This is a genomic window from Bilophila sp. (assembly GCF_057864385.1).
Genome location: NZ_DBMAFI010000006.1, coordinates 4,204 through 20,109 on the forward strand (window position 1 = coordinate 4,204; position 15,906 = coordinate 20,109).

A 15,906-nucleotide genomic window follows, 5' to 3' on the forward strand; every position below is an offset into this window, starting at 1 on the left:
GAGAAAATGAGAGGGATGCGCTTCCCTGCGAACCGCACCTTGCCCCCGCAATCCCCCAACCCCGATGAGCCGCACGCTCACGGAACAGGGATTCGATAAACTCGAACGTCTTGGGAGAGGGAGGGATGGGGTTTGGGGAAGGGAGGGAGAAGCCTTTCTTCAGAAAGGTTCTCCCTCCCTTCCCCAACTCACCGCCTTGCCCTCCTCCCCCAATCAAGGATCCCCCCCATGAACAAGCTGCTGGTGCTCGGAATAGGAAACATGCTGCTCACGGATGACGGGGTGGGCGTGTTCGCCTCACAGGAACTGATGAAGGAAGACTGGCCGGAGCAGGTTACCATACGCGAGGGCGGGACGTTCACGCAGGACATCTTTTACAGCTTTAAAGGCTACTCCAATCTGCTGGTACTCGATGTGGTGCACTGCGGCGGCAAGCCGGGAACCCTCTACCGGCTCACCGAGGACGCGCTGATTAAGGACGACAAGCAGCGCCTCTCCATCCACGACATCGACCTGATCGACTCCCTGCGCATGGCCGAAAAGCTGTTCGGCACCAAGTCCGAGCTCCTCGTGCTCGGCGTGGAACCCAAAGATTATCTGACGTGGAACATCGGGCTCTCGGATGACGTACAGGCCGTGTTCCCCGAATTTCTCGCGCTGGCGAGGAAGGAAATCGGGGAATGGCTGAAACGGTACGGCAACGAGGGGAACCGGGCATGATCCCCATCGGGGCCATCATCAACGCGTTGGGCATCACCATCGGCGGCCTTGTGGGGCTTGCCTTCGGAGCCCGCCTGCCGGAACGCGTCCGTGCCATCGTCTTTCAGGGGCTTGGCCTCTGCGTGCTGGTCATCGGGTTCAAAATGGCCCTGCTCACGCAAAACCCGCTCATCGTCATTTTCAGCATCGTCATCGGCTCGGTCGCCGGCGAAATGATCGGGCTCGAAGCCCGGCTTATCCGCGTGGGGGAATGGCTGAAAGGGCGGCTCAAGTCGTCCAACCCGCTGTTTACAGAAGGCATGGTCAACGCTTCGGTCCTGTTCTGCATCGGCGCGATGGCCATCATCGGCTCATTCGACGAGGGGCTCAGGGGCGATCGGGCCGTTGTCCTTTCCAAGACCATCATCGACAGCTTCGCGGCGCTGGCGATGGCTTCAGCCTACGGGCTTGGGGTCTTGTTCTCGGCCATCCCCGTGCTTATCTATCAGGGGGCGCTCACACTGCTCGCGGGCAGCCTCCAAAGCTGGCTTGATCCCGCAGCCATGACGGAGCTCACAGCCGTCGGCGGCACGCTCATCATCGGCATCGGCCTCAACATGCTTGAGATTACCCGCATTTCCCTGTCGAACATGCTCCCGTCTCTGCTTGCCGCCGTGGGCCTGTGCGCGCTGACGGCCTCCTTTGCCGGAACCATCTGACCGGCCGCGTATGGGAGGAGCGCCGGGGATATTCCGCCTTACATGCGAAAACGGCGCTGAAAGACAACAATCATATTAGGATGCAATGAAACCGGCCACGCCCCGGCAGGCCCGGCGGAAGTGGCGATTCACCCGCAAGACACCCCAGTCTGGACAGACTTTCCAAGGAACCTCATGAGCCATTCCTCCATCCATATCGAGGGTGCGCGCCAGCACAACCTCAAAAACCTCTCGCTCGACATCCCCCGCGACGAACTTGTGGTCGTCTGCGGCCCTTCGGGATCGGGCAAATCCACGCTCGCGTTCGACATCGTCTATGCGGAAGGCCAGCGCCGGTATGTGGAATCCCTTTCCGCCTACGCCCGCCAGTTCCTCCCGCAGATGGACAAGCCGGACGTCGACAAGATCGAGGGCCTTTCCCCCGCCATCTCGCTGGAACAGCAGACCACGGGCCGCAACCCGCGCTCCACGGTCGGCACCGTCACCGAAGTCTACGACTTCCTGCGCGTCTTCTTCGCCCGCCTCGGCAAGATGTATTGCCCCAAATGCGGACGCCCCATCGAGGCGCGCGCCGCCGATGAAATCATCGCCGACATCCTCGCCCTGCCCGAAGGCACGAAAGTCATCGTCATGGCCCCGCTGGTGGAACTCCAAAAGGGGACGCACCTCGACCGCTTCAAGAAACTGAAGGCCGAGGGCTTCGTGCGCGTGCGCGTGGACGGGCAATTGTACGGCATGGAAGACATCCCCGCGCTGGACAAGAACAAGAAGCACACCATCGATCTCGTGATCGACCGCCTGGTCATCAAGGACGGCATCCGGGGGCGTCTGGCCGACTCGGTGGAGCTGGCCCTGCGCTACGGCGAGGGCCGGATCATCGTGAACGAACCCGACAAGGGAGCCGACGGCGACACGCTGCACGCCACGGAATCCGTCTGCCCGGTCTGCAAAATCAGCCTGCCCGCACCCAGCCCGCAGCTCTTTTCCTTCAACAGCCCGCAGGGAGCCTGCCCGCGCTGCGCCGGGCTCGGCACCGTGGAATACTTCGAGCCCATGCTCATCGCGCCCAACCGCGGCCTGTCCCTGAACACCAAGGCCATCCTGCCGTGGGCCAACCCCAAGACCTTCGCCCGTTATGAAGAGGCGTTGGCCGCCCTCGGCAAGCGCTTCGGCTTCACCCTGTCCACGCCGCTGTCCGCGTATTCGCCCGAAGCCCTGCAAGCCCTGTTCTACGGTGAGGACGATTCCCCGCAGAAATCCAAGAGCGGCCTGCGCAGGAACCGCCTCGGCGGATCCGTGGCCCTCGATTCGCCGGAGTACGACGACACCGCCCCCGCTCCGGCCAAGGCCTACGATGGCCCGCACAAGCTGGGCACGGACAACTGGCCGGGCGTCATCCCCCTGCTTGAGCGCGGCATGCAGTACGGCGACATGTGGCGGGATCTGCTGTCCCGCTACCTCCAGAGCATGGACTGCCCCATATGCCGCGGCGCGCGCCTGCGGCCCGAATCGTTGGCCGTGCGCGTGGATGACCTCAACATCCACCAGTTCTGTTCCCTGCCCGTGGAGCGCGCCCTCCGCTGGCTGAACGGGCGGGAGTTCGACGGGCGGCACGCCCTCGTCGCCGAGCCGCTCCTTAAAGAGCTGAACCATCGGCTGTCGTTCATGACCAATGTGGGCCTCGACTACATCTCTCTGGGCCGCACCATGACCACGCTTTCGGGCGGGGAATCGCAGCGCATCCGCCTCGCCTCACAGCTCGGTTCCGGGCTGGTGGGCGTAACCTACGTGCTCGACGAGCCGTCCATCGGCCTGCATCCGCGGGACAACGAACGCCTCATTGCCACGCTCCGCAGCCTTCAGGGGCGCGGCAACACGGTGCTGGTGGTCGAGCACGACGAGGCCACCATCCGTGAGGCCGACCACATCATCGAGCTTGGGCCCGGTTCCGGCGCGCACGGCGGCGACATGGTGTACCACGGTTCTTTCGAGAACCTGATCAAGCACTCGGACACGCTGACCGCCAAGTACATGCGCGGGGATCTGTCCGTGCCCATCCCCGACGAGCGCCGCGAGCCCAAGGGCTGGCTCACCCTGCGCGGGGTCACGACCAACAACCTCAAGGACATCGACTGCCCCATCCCACTCGGCACGCTGACCTGCGTGACCGGGGTTTCCGGATCAGGCAAAAGCTCCCTCGTGGTGGACACGCTGTACAAGCACCTCGCGCTGGCGCAGGGCATCCGCGTGGATCAGCCCGGCAGCATCCGGGGCATCGACGGCGTGGAGGCCATCGAGCGCATCGTAGCCATCGATCAGACGCCCATCGGACGCACGCCGCGCTCCAACCCGGCCACCTACACCAAAATCTTCGACGAGATCCGCAACATCTTCGCCATGACCCCGGACGCCCGCAAGCGCGGCTACCAGCCGGGGCGGTTCAGCTTCAACGTCAAGGGCGGGCGCTGCGAGGCGTGCAGCGGCGACGGGCAGATCCGCGTGGAAATGCACTTTCTGCCCGACGTGTACGTCACCTGCGACGTGTGCAAGGGCAAACGCTACAACCACGAAACCCTCGAAGTTCGCTATCGGGGGCTGAACATCTCGGAAGTGCTGGACATGCCCGTGCGTGAAGCACGCCAGTTCTTCTCCAATTATCCTGTACTCGAACGCCGCCTTGCCGTACTGGAAGACGTGGGGCTCGACTACATCCGCCTGGGCCAGCCCGCCACGACCCTCTCCGGCGGCGAGGCCCAGCGCATCAAGATATCGCGCGAGCTCGGCAAGCGTTCCTTGCCCGGCACCATGTACATCCTCGACGAGCCGACCACGGGGCTGCACATGCACGAGGTCGGCAAGCTCGTCACCGTGCTGCACCATCTGGTGGAACTCGGCGCGACGGTCGTGGTCATCGAGCATAATACGGACGTCATCCTTGCCTCGGACTACGTCATCGACCTCGGCCCCGGCGGAGGGGAAAACGGCGGGCGCATCGTCGCCGCCGGAACGCCTGAAGCCATCATGGCCGATCCGAATTCCGTTACCGGCAAGTTCCTCACCGAAGAACGGCGGGCACGGCGCAAGCTCGGAGACGGCTGACGCGGATGCCCATCGAGCGGTAGGGGCTAGTAGGGAAGGCTTTGCCATAGCATATGGTTGTTTTATATCCATAGTATGGTGAAAATACAGACGTTTCCTTCAGTTTTCCGTCGATGGGCTCCATGCTTGGGCCATTTTATTGGTTATTCCTTTGGAATCTTAAGAAACATCAACCAGTTCCTATGACACGGCATTGGGGGAGGGAAGGCTTTCCGAGGGGAGGCGTCCCCCTTCCCCAAACGTGCATGTTCAGAGCCTCTTTCCGCATTCCAAGGGCTTGGCTCCCGTGCCTCTGTCCGCAAATCCCGGAATACAGGAGGTGTATTGCGCCGTGCCTCCGTCTCAAGGCGGCACAGCCTGCATCAGACGCCTGCACGGGGAGAAATGCCGTTTCAAGACCCCGCCCTTTTCCCTCCCCCGCCCGTTTTTTGATCGGGGCGAGGCACTACCGGAACGATGAACGCAACAACGTCCGCCCAGGACACAAAAGGCGGGAAGCCGCCGGGAAAGGGTGCCCTTTCCGAAGCGCTTCCAAAGGACTGCCTATGGTTTCCCTTGAACTCAATCAGGATCATTGCATCCGGTGCGGACGCTGCATCAGCGTATGCCCTCAGCGCATCCTCGGACGCCGCACCAATGGGGCCGTGGATGTCCTGCACGGGGCTCTGGCCCGCTGCATCCGGTGCGGCCACTGTGTCGCCGTCTGTCCCAAGGCGGCCCTGACCTTGGAGCATATCGCGCCCTCCTCCCTGCCGCTTATCGAAGACGCTCCCCTTTCCGACCTGCAGCGCGACATGCTGTTTAAGACGCGGCGTTCCACCCGCGCGTATAAAGACGCCCCGGTCGATCGCAGCGTACTGCTCAAGGCGCTGGAAGAGGCCCGTTACGCGCCGACGGCATCCAACAGCGAGGAAGTGGCGTGGCTGCTGGTGGAAGGCCGCGACAGACTGCACGACCTCGCCTCGCGCGTGGCGGACTGGATGTCGACGCTCACCGGAAAATACCGCCATGTGGCGTCGGCTTTCCACGCCGGGCAGGATCCGATCCTCCGGGGGGCCCCTTCCCTCATCCTCGCGCACGGCGACGCCAACACGCCGTGGAACGCCATCGACTGTGCCGCCGCCGTCAGCTATCTGGAACTTGCCCTGCACAGCTACGGCATCGGGACTTGCTGGAGCGGTTTCGTCATCGCCGCCGCCAACAACGGAGTAGACCTCGGCATCCCCGTCCCCGAAGGCCGTAAAATCTGCGGAGGGCTCATGATCGGGTATCCTTCCGTCCAATATGCCCGTGTCCCCCCGCGCAGGCCCGTACGGTTGGCTGTCGTGGAGTAAGCCGCTGTACGTACCCAATCACTGAAGAACAAAAAAGCCCTGAATACTGTTCAGGGCTTTTTTTGTCGGCTCTGTCATAGTATGGGGTTGTTTCATCTCCACAGTACGGTGAAAATACTACCCTTTTCTCCAGTTTTCCCCTTGGCGGAACCCTAGCTAAGGCATTTTGTTGGTTATTCCTTTGGAACTTCAAGGAAAAAGCATCAACCATTTTCCATGACACAGCCTTTTTGTCCTCTGCCGCAAGGGAGCCCCACTTCCGTATGGGATAAAACGAAAGGCATTGTCATAGTATGGGGCTGTTTCATCTCCACAGCGCGGCGAAATACAACCTTTTTATCCAGTTTTCCCCTTGGCGGAACCCTAGCCAAGGCATTTTGTTGGTTATTCCTCTGGAACTTCAAGGAAAAGCATCGACCATTTTCCATGACACAGCCAAACGAAGAAACCGGGGGAGGAACTGCGCAATGCGCCTTTCCTCCCCCGGCCAATGGCTTATCTCAAATCCAAGGACTAGGCTTCAAAGTTGGCTTCGAGCAGAGCAAGGATCTGGTCGCGGCTGGCGGCGCGGGGGTTGTTGTTCAGGAGACGCTTGGCGGCGAAGGCGCGATCCGCGCAGGCGGGCAGGTCTTCACGCTTCACGCCGTAGTTGGCGAGGCCGGTGGCGATGTCGAGATCGTTCAGCAGGTCGCGGAAGGCGTCTTCCACGTCGGCGGCGCGATCCATCACGCTCATGCAGCCGGAACGGTCATCGCCGCGCAGGATGTCAGCCACGATGGCGTACTTCTCAGGGTTGGCGATGTAGTTGAAGCCCACGCTGAAGGGAGCGCAGAAGGACATGGCCAAACCGTGGGGGATATGGCATTCCACGGGCAGGGTCGTGCCGATGGCATGGATGATGCCGTTCTGGGTGTTGCCGAAGCCCATGCCGGCGAGGGCGGAGCCGTACATCATGGCGTCGCGGGCAGCGGCGTTCTTGCCGTTGGCATAAGCCTGACGGATGTTGGCGCCGACCAGCTTCATGGCCTGAAGGTTCAGGGCGTCGGTGATCGGGGTGGCAGCGATGCCGCAGAAGGATTCCATGGCATGCACGAAAGCGTCAACGCCGGTCATGGCGGTCACGCGGGGAGGCAGGCCGAAGGTCAGCTCGGCGTCGAGGATGACGGTGTCGGCATACATATATTCGGAAACAACGCCCTTCTTGCCGCCGTTCTTGGTGTCGGCGAGCACGGAAATGTTGGTCATTTCAGAGCCGGTGCCGGCGGTGGTGGGGATCAGGATGGAGGGCATGCAGGGGTTCGGAACCAGATTGATGCCGAAGTACCTGTCGATGGGGCCTTCGTTGGAAAGCAGCACGGAAGCGGCCTTCGTGGTGTCGAGGGCGGAACCGCCGCCGAAACCGATGATCACGTCGGCGCCGAAAGCCTTGGCTTCGTCGGTGCAGTGCTGGATGGAATCCATGCTGGGTTCGAGCTGGGCTTCAGCGTACAGCTTCCATTCGATGCCGCCGGCGGTCAGAGCTTCTTCGAGGGGCTTCTGGACGCCGATCTTGGCCAAACCGGGGTCGGTCACGATGAACGCTTTGGAACCCTTGAGGTTCTTCACTTCGTTGGCGGCTTCTTTGATGGCGCCGAGGCCATGCACGATCTTCTTGACGGTGTAATGCACAAAAGCCATTGTCGTATCCTCGCGTTGTTGAAGTCTTCAATATGCCGAAGCAGGACAAAGCACTGCCTTGCCCTGCCGACGTTTTCCAGAATGAAAGTCCCGATGCCTCCGGTGGAGGCATCGGGCTTTTCAATTCTTACAGACCGAACTTCTGTTCGACGGTGGTGAACGCCTTGTCGATACCAGCGACGATTTCGTCGATGTCGGCTTCGGTGGCGATCAGGGCCGGGCACAGGGTCAGGGTGTTGTTGAATTCACGGAAGGAACGAGAGGTCTTGCCGATGATCACGCCGGCCTGCTTGGCGGCGCCGACCATAGCGTTGGCGATGGGTTCGGCGATGGGTTCCTTCGTAGCGCGATCCTTAACGATTTCGATACCGGCAAAGAGGCCCTTGCCGCGTACGTCGCCGATGATGGGATGCTTGTCCATCAGGCCCTTGAGGCCTTCGATGAGGCGTTCGCCCATCTTCGTGCAGTTTTCGAGCAGGTTTTCGCGCTCGATGATTTCCATGTTCTTCAGAGCCGCGGCGGGGCCGGCGGTGCAGCCACCGAAGGTGGAGATGTCGCGGAAGTAGGCGTCGTGGTCGGCCGGGTCGTTCACGAAGTCCTGGAACACGGCTTCGGTCGTCACGGTGCAGGAGATGGGAGCGTAGCCGGAAGCGACGCCCTTGGCCATCGTGACGATGTCGGGCTGGACGTTGAAGTGCTGGTAGCCGAACCACTTGCCGGTACGGCCAAGGCCGCACACGACTTCGTCCATGATCAGGAGCAGGCCGTACTTGTCGCAGATTTCACGGATGGTTTCATAGTAGCCTGCCGGAGGAACGAGGATGCCGCCGCCGGCGGTCATGGGTTCCACGATCACGCCGCCGAGTTCGTCCGGGCCCACGGTCAGGATGACTTCTTCAAGCTGCTTGGCCATCTTCACGCCGAGATCCGGGCAATCGCCGAACTTGGAGCGGTAAACGTCGCAGTCGGGGAATTCATAGAAGCCGGGAGCGAAGGGGCCGTACTGAACTTTACGTTCAAACTGGCCGCAAGCGCTCAGGGTACCGATGGTGGTGCCATGATAGTCACGGGCACGATACAGGATGCCGGTCTTCTTGCCGCCGTGCTTCAGCTGGCCGATCTGACGGACGATCTTGAAAGCCTTTTCGTTGGCTTCGGAACCGGAGTTGGAGAGATACACGCGGCTCATGCCGGGCATCTTTTCGATGAGCTTCTTGGAGAATTCGATGGTGGGGACGTTGCCGATGCCGTTGGCGAAGTAGCACAGTTCCATCATCTGGGCGGCGACGGCGTCAACGATTTCCTTGCGGCCATAGCCGACGTTGACGGTCCACACGCCGCCGGACACGGCGTCGATGTAGGTCTTGCCGTCGATGTCGGTGATGCGCATGCCTTCGCCCTTCACATAGATGGCGGGCTCGAAATTCTTGTGCTGGGTCAGGTGGTGCCAAACGTGCTTTTTGTCCAGAGCGACCAATTCAGCTTTATCGTAAGTCATGGTGCATTCCTCATGAAATAATGATGGTATTGTCACAGGAAGGTTAAAGGCGAAAACCAATTGGCGCACATGGGCCGTTCCTGCCCTTACCCTTGACTTTGACCGGAAAACTGGCCAGTCTCATGCGGACATGAGACTGGTCCAGTCATGAATCACGTCTTACTTCAGGATGTCGCAGGTGCAATGCAGTTCGTAACCGAGAGCATCGGAAACGCCCTTGAAGTACACCTTGCCGTCATAGGTGTTGATGCCGCGGGCCAGAGCCTTGTCGTCCTGGCAAGCCTTCTTCCAGCCCTTGTTGGCCAGATCGATCATGTAAGGCATGGTGGCGTTGGTCAGAGTGAAGGTGGAGGTGCGGGCCACGGCGCCGGGCATGTTGCCCACGGAGTAGCACACGATGCCTTCATACATGAAGGTCGGGTTGTCATGGTAGGTGGCGCCGTGCTTCGCGGTCACTTCGATGCAACCGCCCTGGTCGATGGCGACGTCAACAATGGCAGAGCCCTTCTTCATGGTCTTCACCATGGCTTCGGTGACCAGTTTCGGGGTCAGGGCGCCGGGGATGAGGACGGAACCCACGAGGAGGTCGGCTTCCTTCACAGCGGCGGCGATGTTGAAGGCGTTGGAGGCCAGGGTCTGGATGCGGCCGCCGTACAGGTCGTCGATCTGACGCAGGCGGAAGAGGTTGCTGTCAAGGATGGTCACGCGAGCGCCCATGCCCATGGCAACCTTGGCGGCGGAGAGACCCACGGTACCGGCACCCACGATGACGACGTGAGCGGCCTGCACGCCAGCGGTGCCGCCCATCAGGAGGCCCATGCCGCCTTCAATCTTGGTCAGCATCTGGGCGCCCACCTGAGTGGCCATGCGGCCGGCGATTTCGGACATGGGGGCGAGGAGGGGCAGGAAACCGTTGTCGAGCTGCACGGTTTCGTAAGCGATACCGATAACCTTCTTGTCGAGAAGAGCCTTGGTCAGGGCCGGTTCCGGAGCAAGGTGCAGGTAGGTGTAGAGGATCAGGCCTTCATGGAACAGGTCGTATTCAGGAGCCAGAGGTTCCTTCACTTTCACGACCATGTCGCAGTCCCAGCATTCCTTGGCGGTATCAACGATCTGAGCACCGGCGGCAACGTATTCTTCGTCGGTGATCATGCTGCCGAGGCCGGCGCCCTTCTGCACGAGGACGGTGTGACCGGCTTCTTTAAGGGCATGAACGCCAGCGGGGGTGATGCCAACGCGGAATTCCTGAACTTTGATTTCGGTGGGGATACCTACACGCATTTGAGTGCCTCCGAGAGCAGTATGTTGAAGTACGTTTTGAAATTCAGGGTGGGGTTGTACTCCATGCCCTCTTTATAGCAACTAGCGTTCCATTTTTCCCAAACATCATAACATAATATTTTTATTATAGTTTTTAAAAGCGTCCTTTTCAGGCCTTTTTGGGGTCAATGCAGTCTCGAATCACTTGCCGATGAATCATAGGAATGTTCGAGTTAATTTTGCATCATGATGCATAGTTGCATTAGAGAGGTTCTTCCATGACGCCACAGCCCGCCTTTTGCGATCACATCCTCCATCAAAACGAACTCGCCGCCGCCGGAATATGCCGCGGGGACACATGGAATTTAATCTTTATAAACAATATGTTGGGAGAAATACTCAAACTTTCTCCCGGACGGGCTGATGACGAGCCTTTTTTGCCACGCCTGACGCGATGCGGATTTGATGAAGTGGAGGAAAGCCTGAGCGAACCCCACGGAGGCGAGCTGATCGCCCACCACAAAGAGGGTTCCATGTACATCATCCGCTGGAAAAGCGTTTCCGCCGGCGATTCCGCGGACGGCGAGCAAGTTCGCCTTATCACAATGTCAAAAATCCCGGTCGATCAGATCAACCGGGTGGCCGAACTGCCTTGGCAGGAGCTGACCGTCCTGCTCGACTCCATCCACGACGGCATCTGGGTCATCGACTCCGACGGCATCACCCTGCGCGTCAACAAGGCGATGGAGCGCATCGCCGGGCTGCGCGCCGAGGAAGTCATCGGCAAGCATGTGACCGAACCCATGCACAAGGGGCGCTTTGAAACCTGCGTCACCCTGCGCGCGCTCATCGAAAAACGCGCGGTCACCATGTTCGACGACTATTCCAACGGCAAGCGCTGCCTGAACACCAGCACGCCCATTTTTGACGAAAAGGGCAACGTGTGGCGGGTCATCGCCTCCATCCGCGACATGACCGAGCTGGAAACCCTCCAGCGGAAGCTCACCGATCTGGAGATGGAAACCCTCTCCTACAAAGCACGCCTGGAAAACCTTCAAACCGAAATGGACGCCGGGTTCGTCGGGCACAGCGCCCCCATGCGCCGCCTGCGCAAGGAAGCCTCCAAAGCCGCCCGCACCGAAGCCATCACCCTCATCCTCGGCGAAACCGGAACCGGCAAGACGCTGACGGCCAAGGCCATCCACGACATGAGCCAGCGCAGCGCCGAGCCGTTCATCGCGGTGAACTGCGGGGCCATCCCCATGTCGCTTATGGAATCCGAACTGTTCGGCTACGAAAAAGGCGCCTTCACCGGCGCGGCCAAAAGCGGCAAGCCCGGCATGTTCGAGCTGGCCCACAAGGGAACCCTCCTCCTTGACGAAATCGGCGAGCTCCCCCTCCCCATGCAGGCCAAGCTGCTGCAAGTGCTCGACGGGCACCCCTTCCACCGGGTCGGGGGGACCAAGCCCATCACCGTGGACGTGCGGGTCATCGCCGCCACCAACAAGCCGCTGGCGGACATGGCCGCTTCGGGGCAGTTCCGCGAAGACCTCTTCTACCGCCTCCGGGTGCTGACCGTGGAAATCCCTCCGCTGCGGGAACGGCCGGACGACATCCCCGTCCTCGCCATGCATTTCCTGCAGGAGATCATCAAGAAAAACGGGCTGCAAAAAAATTTCGATCCGCAGGTGCTGAACTGCTTCCTGACCTACCGATGGCCGGGCAACGTCCGCGAGCTCCGCGCCCTCGTGCAGTCGCTGGCGACCATGAGCGAGGAAGAAACCATCACCATGCAGGATCTCCCTCAATATATGCAGGCCCAGTCGCCCCTCCCGCAGGGCGGCGTCTCCTTCCGCCAGCCCATGCGCGAGGCCGTCGCCGAACTGGAACGCAACATGATCATGGCCGCGCTCACCGAAACCGGCAGCACCTACAAGGCCGCCCGGCGGCTCAAAGTCAGCCAGTCCACCATCGTCAGGAAAGCGCAGCGGTATAAGATCGGCCTCGTGGAAATCGCCCACAAATAATTTTTTTCAAACGTATCTACAGTCGGATAGGAGGAAAATCAGGCTGGCGGGCTTACCGGGGAGGCCAGGTTGACACCTTCGAGCCTCGTGAGCTAAAGCCCAAAATAAGGTGTGGGGTTGCACGCAGCCACGGGACTCTAGATGGAAAGAGAGAGGATTCTATGCTCAAAAGCCTGCTTGCCGCCTTGGTGACGCTTGCCCTTCTCACCGGCGCCTCCCCCGCCAGCGCCTATGAAAAAACCATCCTGAAAGTGGGCATGGGCGATCCCATCGATTCCGAGATGGGGGCCATCGGCATCCGGTTCAAGGAAATCGTGGAAGCCCGATCCAGAGGCAAGGTGGAAGTCCAGCTCTTCCCCTCCGGCCAGCTCGGCGACGAAACGGAAATGATCCAGAACGTGCGCGCCGGGAACCTCGACATCGCCGTTGTGGGCATCGCCAATACAGTCCCGTTCGTGAAAAAACTCGGCATCCTCACCATGCCCTACCTTTTTGACGACATGTACGACGTCGTCCGGGCGACCACCGGCCCCGCCCATGCCCTGCTCAACGGGTACGCCATACGGGAGGGGGGATTCCGCATCCTCGGCTGGACGTATACCGACTACCGCTACATTTCCAATTCCCGCAGGCCCATCAAAAACCTGAACGACATCAAGGGGCTCAAGTTCCGTGTCCCGCAGAGCGCCATCCTGCTCGCCTGCTATAAGGCATGGGGGGCGAACCCGGTGCCGATCTCGTGGGCGGAAACCTTCACCGCGCTCCAGCAGGGCTTGGTCGACGGGCAATGTTACGGCTACATCACCTTCCTCGCCTGCAAGTTCAACGAAGTGCAGAAGTACATCACCGAAGCGCACTATACCTATCAGCTCCAGCCCATGATCCTGAGCCAGCGGGCATTCAAGAAAATGTCCCCTGAAATGCAGGCGCTCATCACCGACGCCGGGCGCGGCGCGCAGGAATACTGCCTTGCCTTCCAGCTTGTCGAAGGCGTGAGGGCGAAGCAGCGGCTCATCGAGTCGGGCGTGCAGATCGATCAGCTTGAGGACGAGGCCGACTGGAGGAATGCCGCCATTGCGCAGGTCTGGCCCGAAATGGAGACGTTCGTGGGCGGCAGGGCCGCCATTAACGCCTTCCTCTCCGCCATCGGGAAAAAACCTTGGAAGTAGGCTTTCCGCACAAGGGGAAAGCGGCTTCATAAGGTTGTCTATTCCCGTGCGCTGCCCTACACTGGCGACGCGCCGCACCGACGCTCTCCGGGGGGGGACTTCATGCTCAAGAAGGTTCTTCTAACGCTTTTGGACAATTTTGAGGGGTACGTCAGCCAAGCCTTGCTTGCGTTCTTCGTGCTGATCCTGCTCCTGCAGATTTTCCTGCGCCAGTTCGGGCATCCGCTGTATTGGACGGAAGAGCTCGCGCGGTATTCTTTTGTCTGGTTCGTCTTCTTCGGGGCTTCCTATGCGGCCCGCCTCGCCGCGCACAACCGGGTCACCATCCAGTTCCGCCCCTTCCCCAAATGGGTGGGCGATGCCTGTATGCTCCTCAGTGACGGCGTGTGGCTGTTCTTCAACAGCGTCATGGTCGTGGAAAGCCTCGCCGTGATCCGCGAACTCCGGGAATTCCCCTACGCCACCCCCGCCCTCGACTGGCAGCTCTCGTACATCTATTTCATCTTCCCCATCGCCTTTACGCTCATGTCCGCCCGCATCATCCAAGTCAACGTGATGAAGTTCATCCTGAAGAGGAGCGTTACGGCACCCGACGTCGTTGAAATCGAAGAGAGCCGGAAAGCCTTGGCGGACGGAGGCAAGCCATGAGCCCGGCGGGAGCCCTTTTCGCCACCTTTGCGGTACTGATGCTGCTCGGCTCGCCCATTACCGTGGCGCTCGGCGTGGCGGCCATGACGGCCCTCTACACGGTGGATCAAAACCTCGTCACGCTGGTGCAGATCGCCTTCACCTCGGTCAACTCCTTTCCCATCATGGCCTTGCCCGCCTTCATGCTCGTCGGGGCGCTCATGGAATGCGCGGGCATTTCGCGGCGGCTTGTCGCCATTGCGGAAAATATCGTCGGCCCCATCCCCGGCGGCCTCGCCGTCTCCACCGCATTGGCCTGCGTGTTTTTCGGGGCGATTTCCGGTTCCGGCCCCGCGACGACCGCCGCCGTGGGGATGCTCATGATCCCGGCCATGATCCGGCGCGGGTTCAGCAAGGGGTATGCGGCTGCGGCCGCGGCGACCGCCGGGGGCGTGGGCATCATCATCCCCCCAAGCATCCCGATGGTCGTCTATGCGGTGTCGGGGCAGCAGTCCATCACCAAAATGTTCCTCGCCGGGGTGACGCCCGGCATCATGATCGCGGTGGGGCTCGCCGCCATGCACCTCTTCCTCTGCCGGAACATGCCCGTGGCGGAAGATCTCCAAAACGGCTCAGGGGACTCGCTGCTCAAGGCGCTCAAGGACGGGCTTTGGTCGCTCATGGCCCCGGTCGTCATCCTCGGCGGCATCTACGGGGGGTTCTTCACGCCGACCGAGGCCGCCGTGGTCGCCATTTTCTACTCCATCTTCGTCGGGCTGTTCATCCACCACGAGCTGACGTTCGGGGGCATCCGGCACTCGCTCCAGATCACCTCATGGATGACCGGGCGCGTGCTGATCATCATGTTCACGGCCTACGCGTTCGAGCGGCTGCTCGTCCAGTACCGGATACCGGACATGATTGTGGAGCACATCCTCGGCTTCACTTCGGACGTCGCCGTCATCTGGATGTTCGTCATCGCCCTGCTGCTCTTTCTGGGGATGTTCATGGAGACGCTGGCGATCATCCTGCTGGCGACGCCCGTGCTCCTGCCGGTCATGACCGCCTTCGGCGTAGACCCCATCCACTTCGGCGTGGTGCTGGTCTGCTGCTGCGGGGTCGGGTTCTCCACGCCGCCCCTCGGCGAAAACATCTTCATCGCCTCAGGCATCGCCGACACCACCCTTGAGGACATTTCCTACAGCGCCCTGCCCTTTGTCTTCGTGACCGTGGGCGTCATCATCCTCTGCGTCTTCGTCCCGGACATCGTGCTGTTCCTCCCGCGCATGATATATTGATCCCACAGGGAGCACGGGAACGGGCACACTGCCGCCCCTCAGCCCGGAGGGAAAAGCCGTACCGCTTTCCAGCCAGCCGCCGCCCCACAAAAAAACGGAGGCCGCCGAACGCACCGTTCCGTTTCCATGCGGCCATAAAAAAATCCCGAAGCCTTCAACTTCGGGATTTTTCTTTACGCCATGCAGCACAAGGAAATCCGCCCAGCCTCACCCCGCCCGGCGATAAAAACAGGCTGTGCCCTAGAAAACGGCTGATGCTTTTTTCCTTGAAGTTCCAAAAGAATAACCGGCAAAATGCCTTAGCCGTGGATTCCGCCAAGGGGAAAGCTGGAGAAAAGGCTGTAGTTTCACCGCGCTGTGGAGATGAAACGGCCTCATACCTACGGCAGCACCTGAAAATAGGCCGAACACTTTGAAAAGGGAAGGGACAGCCGCAAGGACGGGCCGAGGAAAGGTGAAGGACAGGGATATGCCTTCAACCAAGGTTTTCCCCATATGC

At 60.7% G+C, this 15,906-nt stretch carries 11 protein-coding genes; 8 read left to right on the top strand and 3 right to left on the bottom strand.

Annotation, left to right across the window (positions count from 1 at the left end):
- Positions 1-228 precede the first annotated feature (228 nt).
- From hysD to ACZM8Y_RS02985, 4 genes are all read left to right on the top strand, one after another.
- Positions 229-720 carry a NiFeSe hydrogenase maturation protease gene (gene hysD, locus ACZM8Y_RS02970; protein WP_482330512.1) on the top strand — a complete coding sequence of 164 codons (492 nt, stop codon included), beginning with the start codon at positions 229-231 and terminating at the stop codon, positions 718-720.
- A complete protein-coding gene (locus ACZM8Y_RS02975) occupies positions 717-1,418 on the top strand; it encodes a DUF554 domain-containing protein (RefSeq protein ID WP_479858747.1) in 702 nt (233 codons plus the stop codon). Before hysD ends, ACZM8Y_RS02975 begins: the two co-directional genes overlap by 4 nt.
- Before the next feature lie 174 nt (positions 1,419-1,592).
- A complete protein-coding gene (gene uvrA, locus ACZM8Y_RS02980) occupies positions 1,593-4,517 on the top strand; it encodes an excinuclease ABC subunit UvrA (protein WP_482330514.1) in 2,925 nt (974 codons plus the stop codon).
- Between the two features lie 545 nt (positions 4,518-5,062).
- A complete protein-coding gene (locus ACZM8Y_RS02985; protein ID WP_482330515.1) occupies positions 5,063-5,851 on the top strand; it encodes a nitroreductase family protein in 789 nt (262 codons plus the stop codon).
- A gap of 513 nt (positions 5,852-6,364) precedes the next feature.
- Here ACZM8Y_RS02985 and sarD read toward each other — a convergent pair.
- From sarD to ald, 3 genes are all read right to left on the bottom strand, one after another.
- The gene (gene sarD, locus ACZM8Y_RS02990) at positions 6,365-7,528 is read right to left on the bottom strand and encodes a sulfoacetaldehyde reductase (RefSeq protein ID WP_302553273.1); all 1,164 of its coding nucleotides are present in this window, start codon (positions 7,526-7,528) and stop codon (positions 6,365-6,367) included.
- Positions 7,529-7,655: 127 nt separating this feature from the next.
- Complete coding sequence (gene tpa, locus ACZM8Y_RS02995) at positions 7,656-9,026, bottom strand: taurine--pyruvate aminotransferase (protein WP_302553272.1); 1,371 nt, start codon at positions 9,024-9,026, stop codon at positions 7,656-7,658.
- Between the two features lie 159 nt (positions 9,027-9,185).
- The gene (ald, locus tag ACZM8Y_RS03000) at positions 9,186-10,307 is read right to left on the bottom strand and encodes an alanine dehydrogenase (protein WP_302553271.1); all 1,122 of its coding nucleotides are present in this window, start codon (positions 10,305-10,307) and stop codon (positions 9,186-9,188) included.
- A 362-nt stretch (positions 10,308-10,669) separates the two neighbouring features.
- On the opposite strand from ald, the gene ACZM8Y_RS03005 reads away from it, so the two are divergent.
- From ACZM8Y_RS03005 to ACZM8Y_RS03020, 4 genes are all read left to right on the top strand, one after another.
- On the top strand, positions 10,670-12,313 hold the full coding sequence (locus tag ACZM8Y_RS03005) for a sigma-54 interaction domain-containing protein (protein ID WP_486850332.1): 1,644 nt from the start codon (positions 10,670-10,672) through the stop codon (positions 12,311-12,313).
- Between the two features lie 161 nt (positions 12,314-12,474).
- Positions 12,475-13,482 (top strand): TRAP transporter substrate-binding protein, encoded by a 1,008-nt coding sequence (locus tag ACZM8Y_RS03010; protein WP_308771030.1) that lies wholly within the window; start codon positions 12,475-12,477, stop codon positions 13,480-13,482.
- 102 nt (positions 13,483-13,584) lie between these two features.
- Complete coding sequence (locus ACZM8Y_RS03015; RefSeq protein ID WP_302553268.1) at positions 13,585-14,130, top strand: TRAP transporter small permease; 546 nt, start codon at positions 13,585-13,587, stop codon at positions 14,128-14,130.
- A complete protein-coding gene (locus ACZM8Y_RS03020) occupies positions 14,127-15,407 on the top strand; it encodes a TRAP transporter large permease (RefSeq protein ID WP_482330516.1) in 1,281 nt (426 codons plus the stop codon). The genes ACZM8Y_RS03015 and ACZM8Y_RS03020 overlap by 4 nt, the downstream gene beginning before the upstream one ends.
- Positions 15,408-15,906 lie beyond the last annotated feature (499 nt).

What these genes read in the sequence shown, in the direction of transcription:
- hysD (WP_482330512.1), top strand. Translation starts at nt 229, where the DNA reads ATGAACAAGCTGCTGGTGCTCGGAATAGGAAACATGCTGCTCACGGAT.
- ACZM8Y_RS02975 (WP_479858747.1), top strand. Translation starts at nt 717, where the DNA reads ATGATCCCCATCGGGGCCATCATCAACGCGTTGGGCATCACCATCGGC.
- uvrA (WP_482330514.1), top strand. Translation starts at nt 1,593, where the DNA reads ATGAGCCATTCCTCCATCCATATCGAGGGTGCGCGCCAGCACAACCTC.
- ACZM8Y_RS02985 (WP_482330515.1), top strand. Translation starts at nt 5,063, where the DNA reads ATGGTTTCCCTTGAACTCAATCAGGATCATTGCATCCGGTGCGGACGC.
- sarD (WP_302553273.1), bottom strand. Translation starts at nt 7,528, where the DNA reads ATGGCTTTTGTGCATTACACCGTCAAGAAGATCGTGCATGGCCTCGGC.
- tpa (WP_302553272.1), bottom strand. Translation starts at nt 9,026, where the DNA reads ATGACTTACGATAAAGCTGAATTGGTCGCTCTGGACAAAAAGCACGTT.
- ald (WP_302553271.1), bottom strand. Translation starts at nt 10,307, where the DNA reads ATGCGTGTAGGTATCCCCACCGAAATCAAAGTTCAGGAATTCCGCGTT.
- ACZM8Y_RS03005 (WP_486850332.1), top strand. Translation starts at nt 10,670, where the DNA reads ATGTTGGGAGAAATACTCAAACTTTCTCCCGGACGGGCTGATGACGAG.
- ACZM8Y_RS03010 (WP_308771030.1), top strand. Translation starts at nt 12,475, where the DNA reads ATGCTCAAAAGCCTGCTTGCCGCCTTGGTGACGCTTGCCCTTCTCACC.
- ACZM8Y_RS03015 (WP_302553268.1), top strand. Translation starts at nt 13,585, where the DNA reads ATGCTCAAGAAGGTTCTTCTAACGCTTTTGGACAATTTTGAGGGGTAC.
- ACZM8Y_RS03020 (WP_482330516.1), top strand. Translation starts at nt 14,127, where the DNA reads ATGAGCCCGGCGGGAGCCCTTTTCGCCACCTTTGCGGTACTGATGCTG.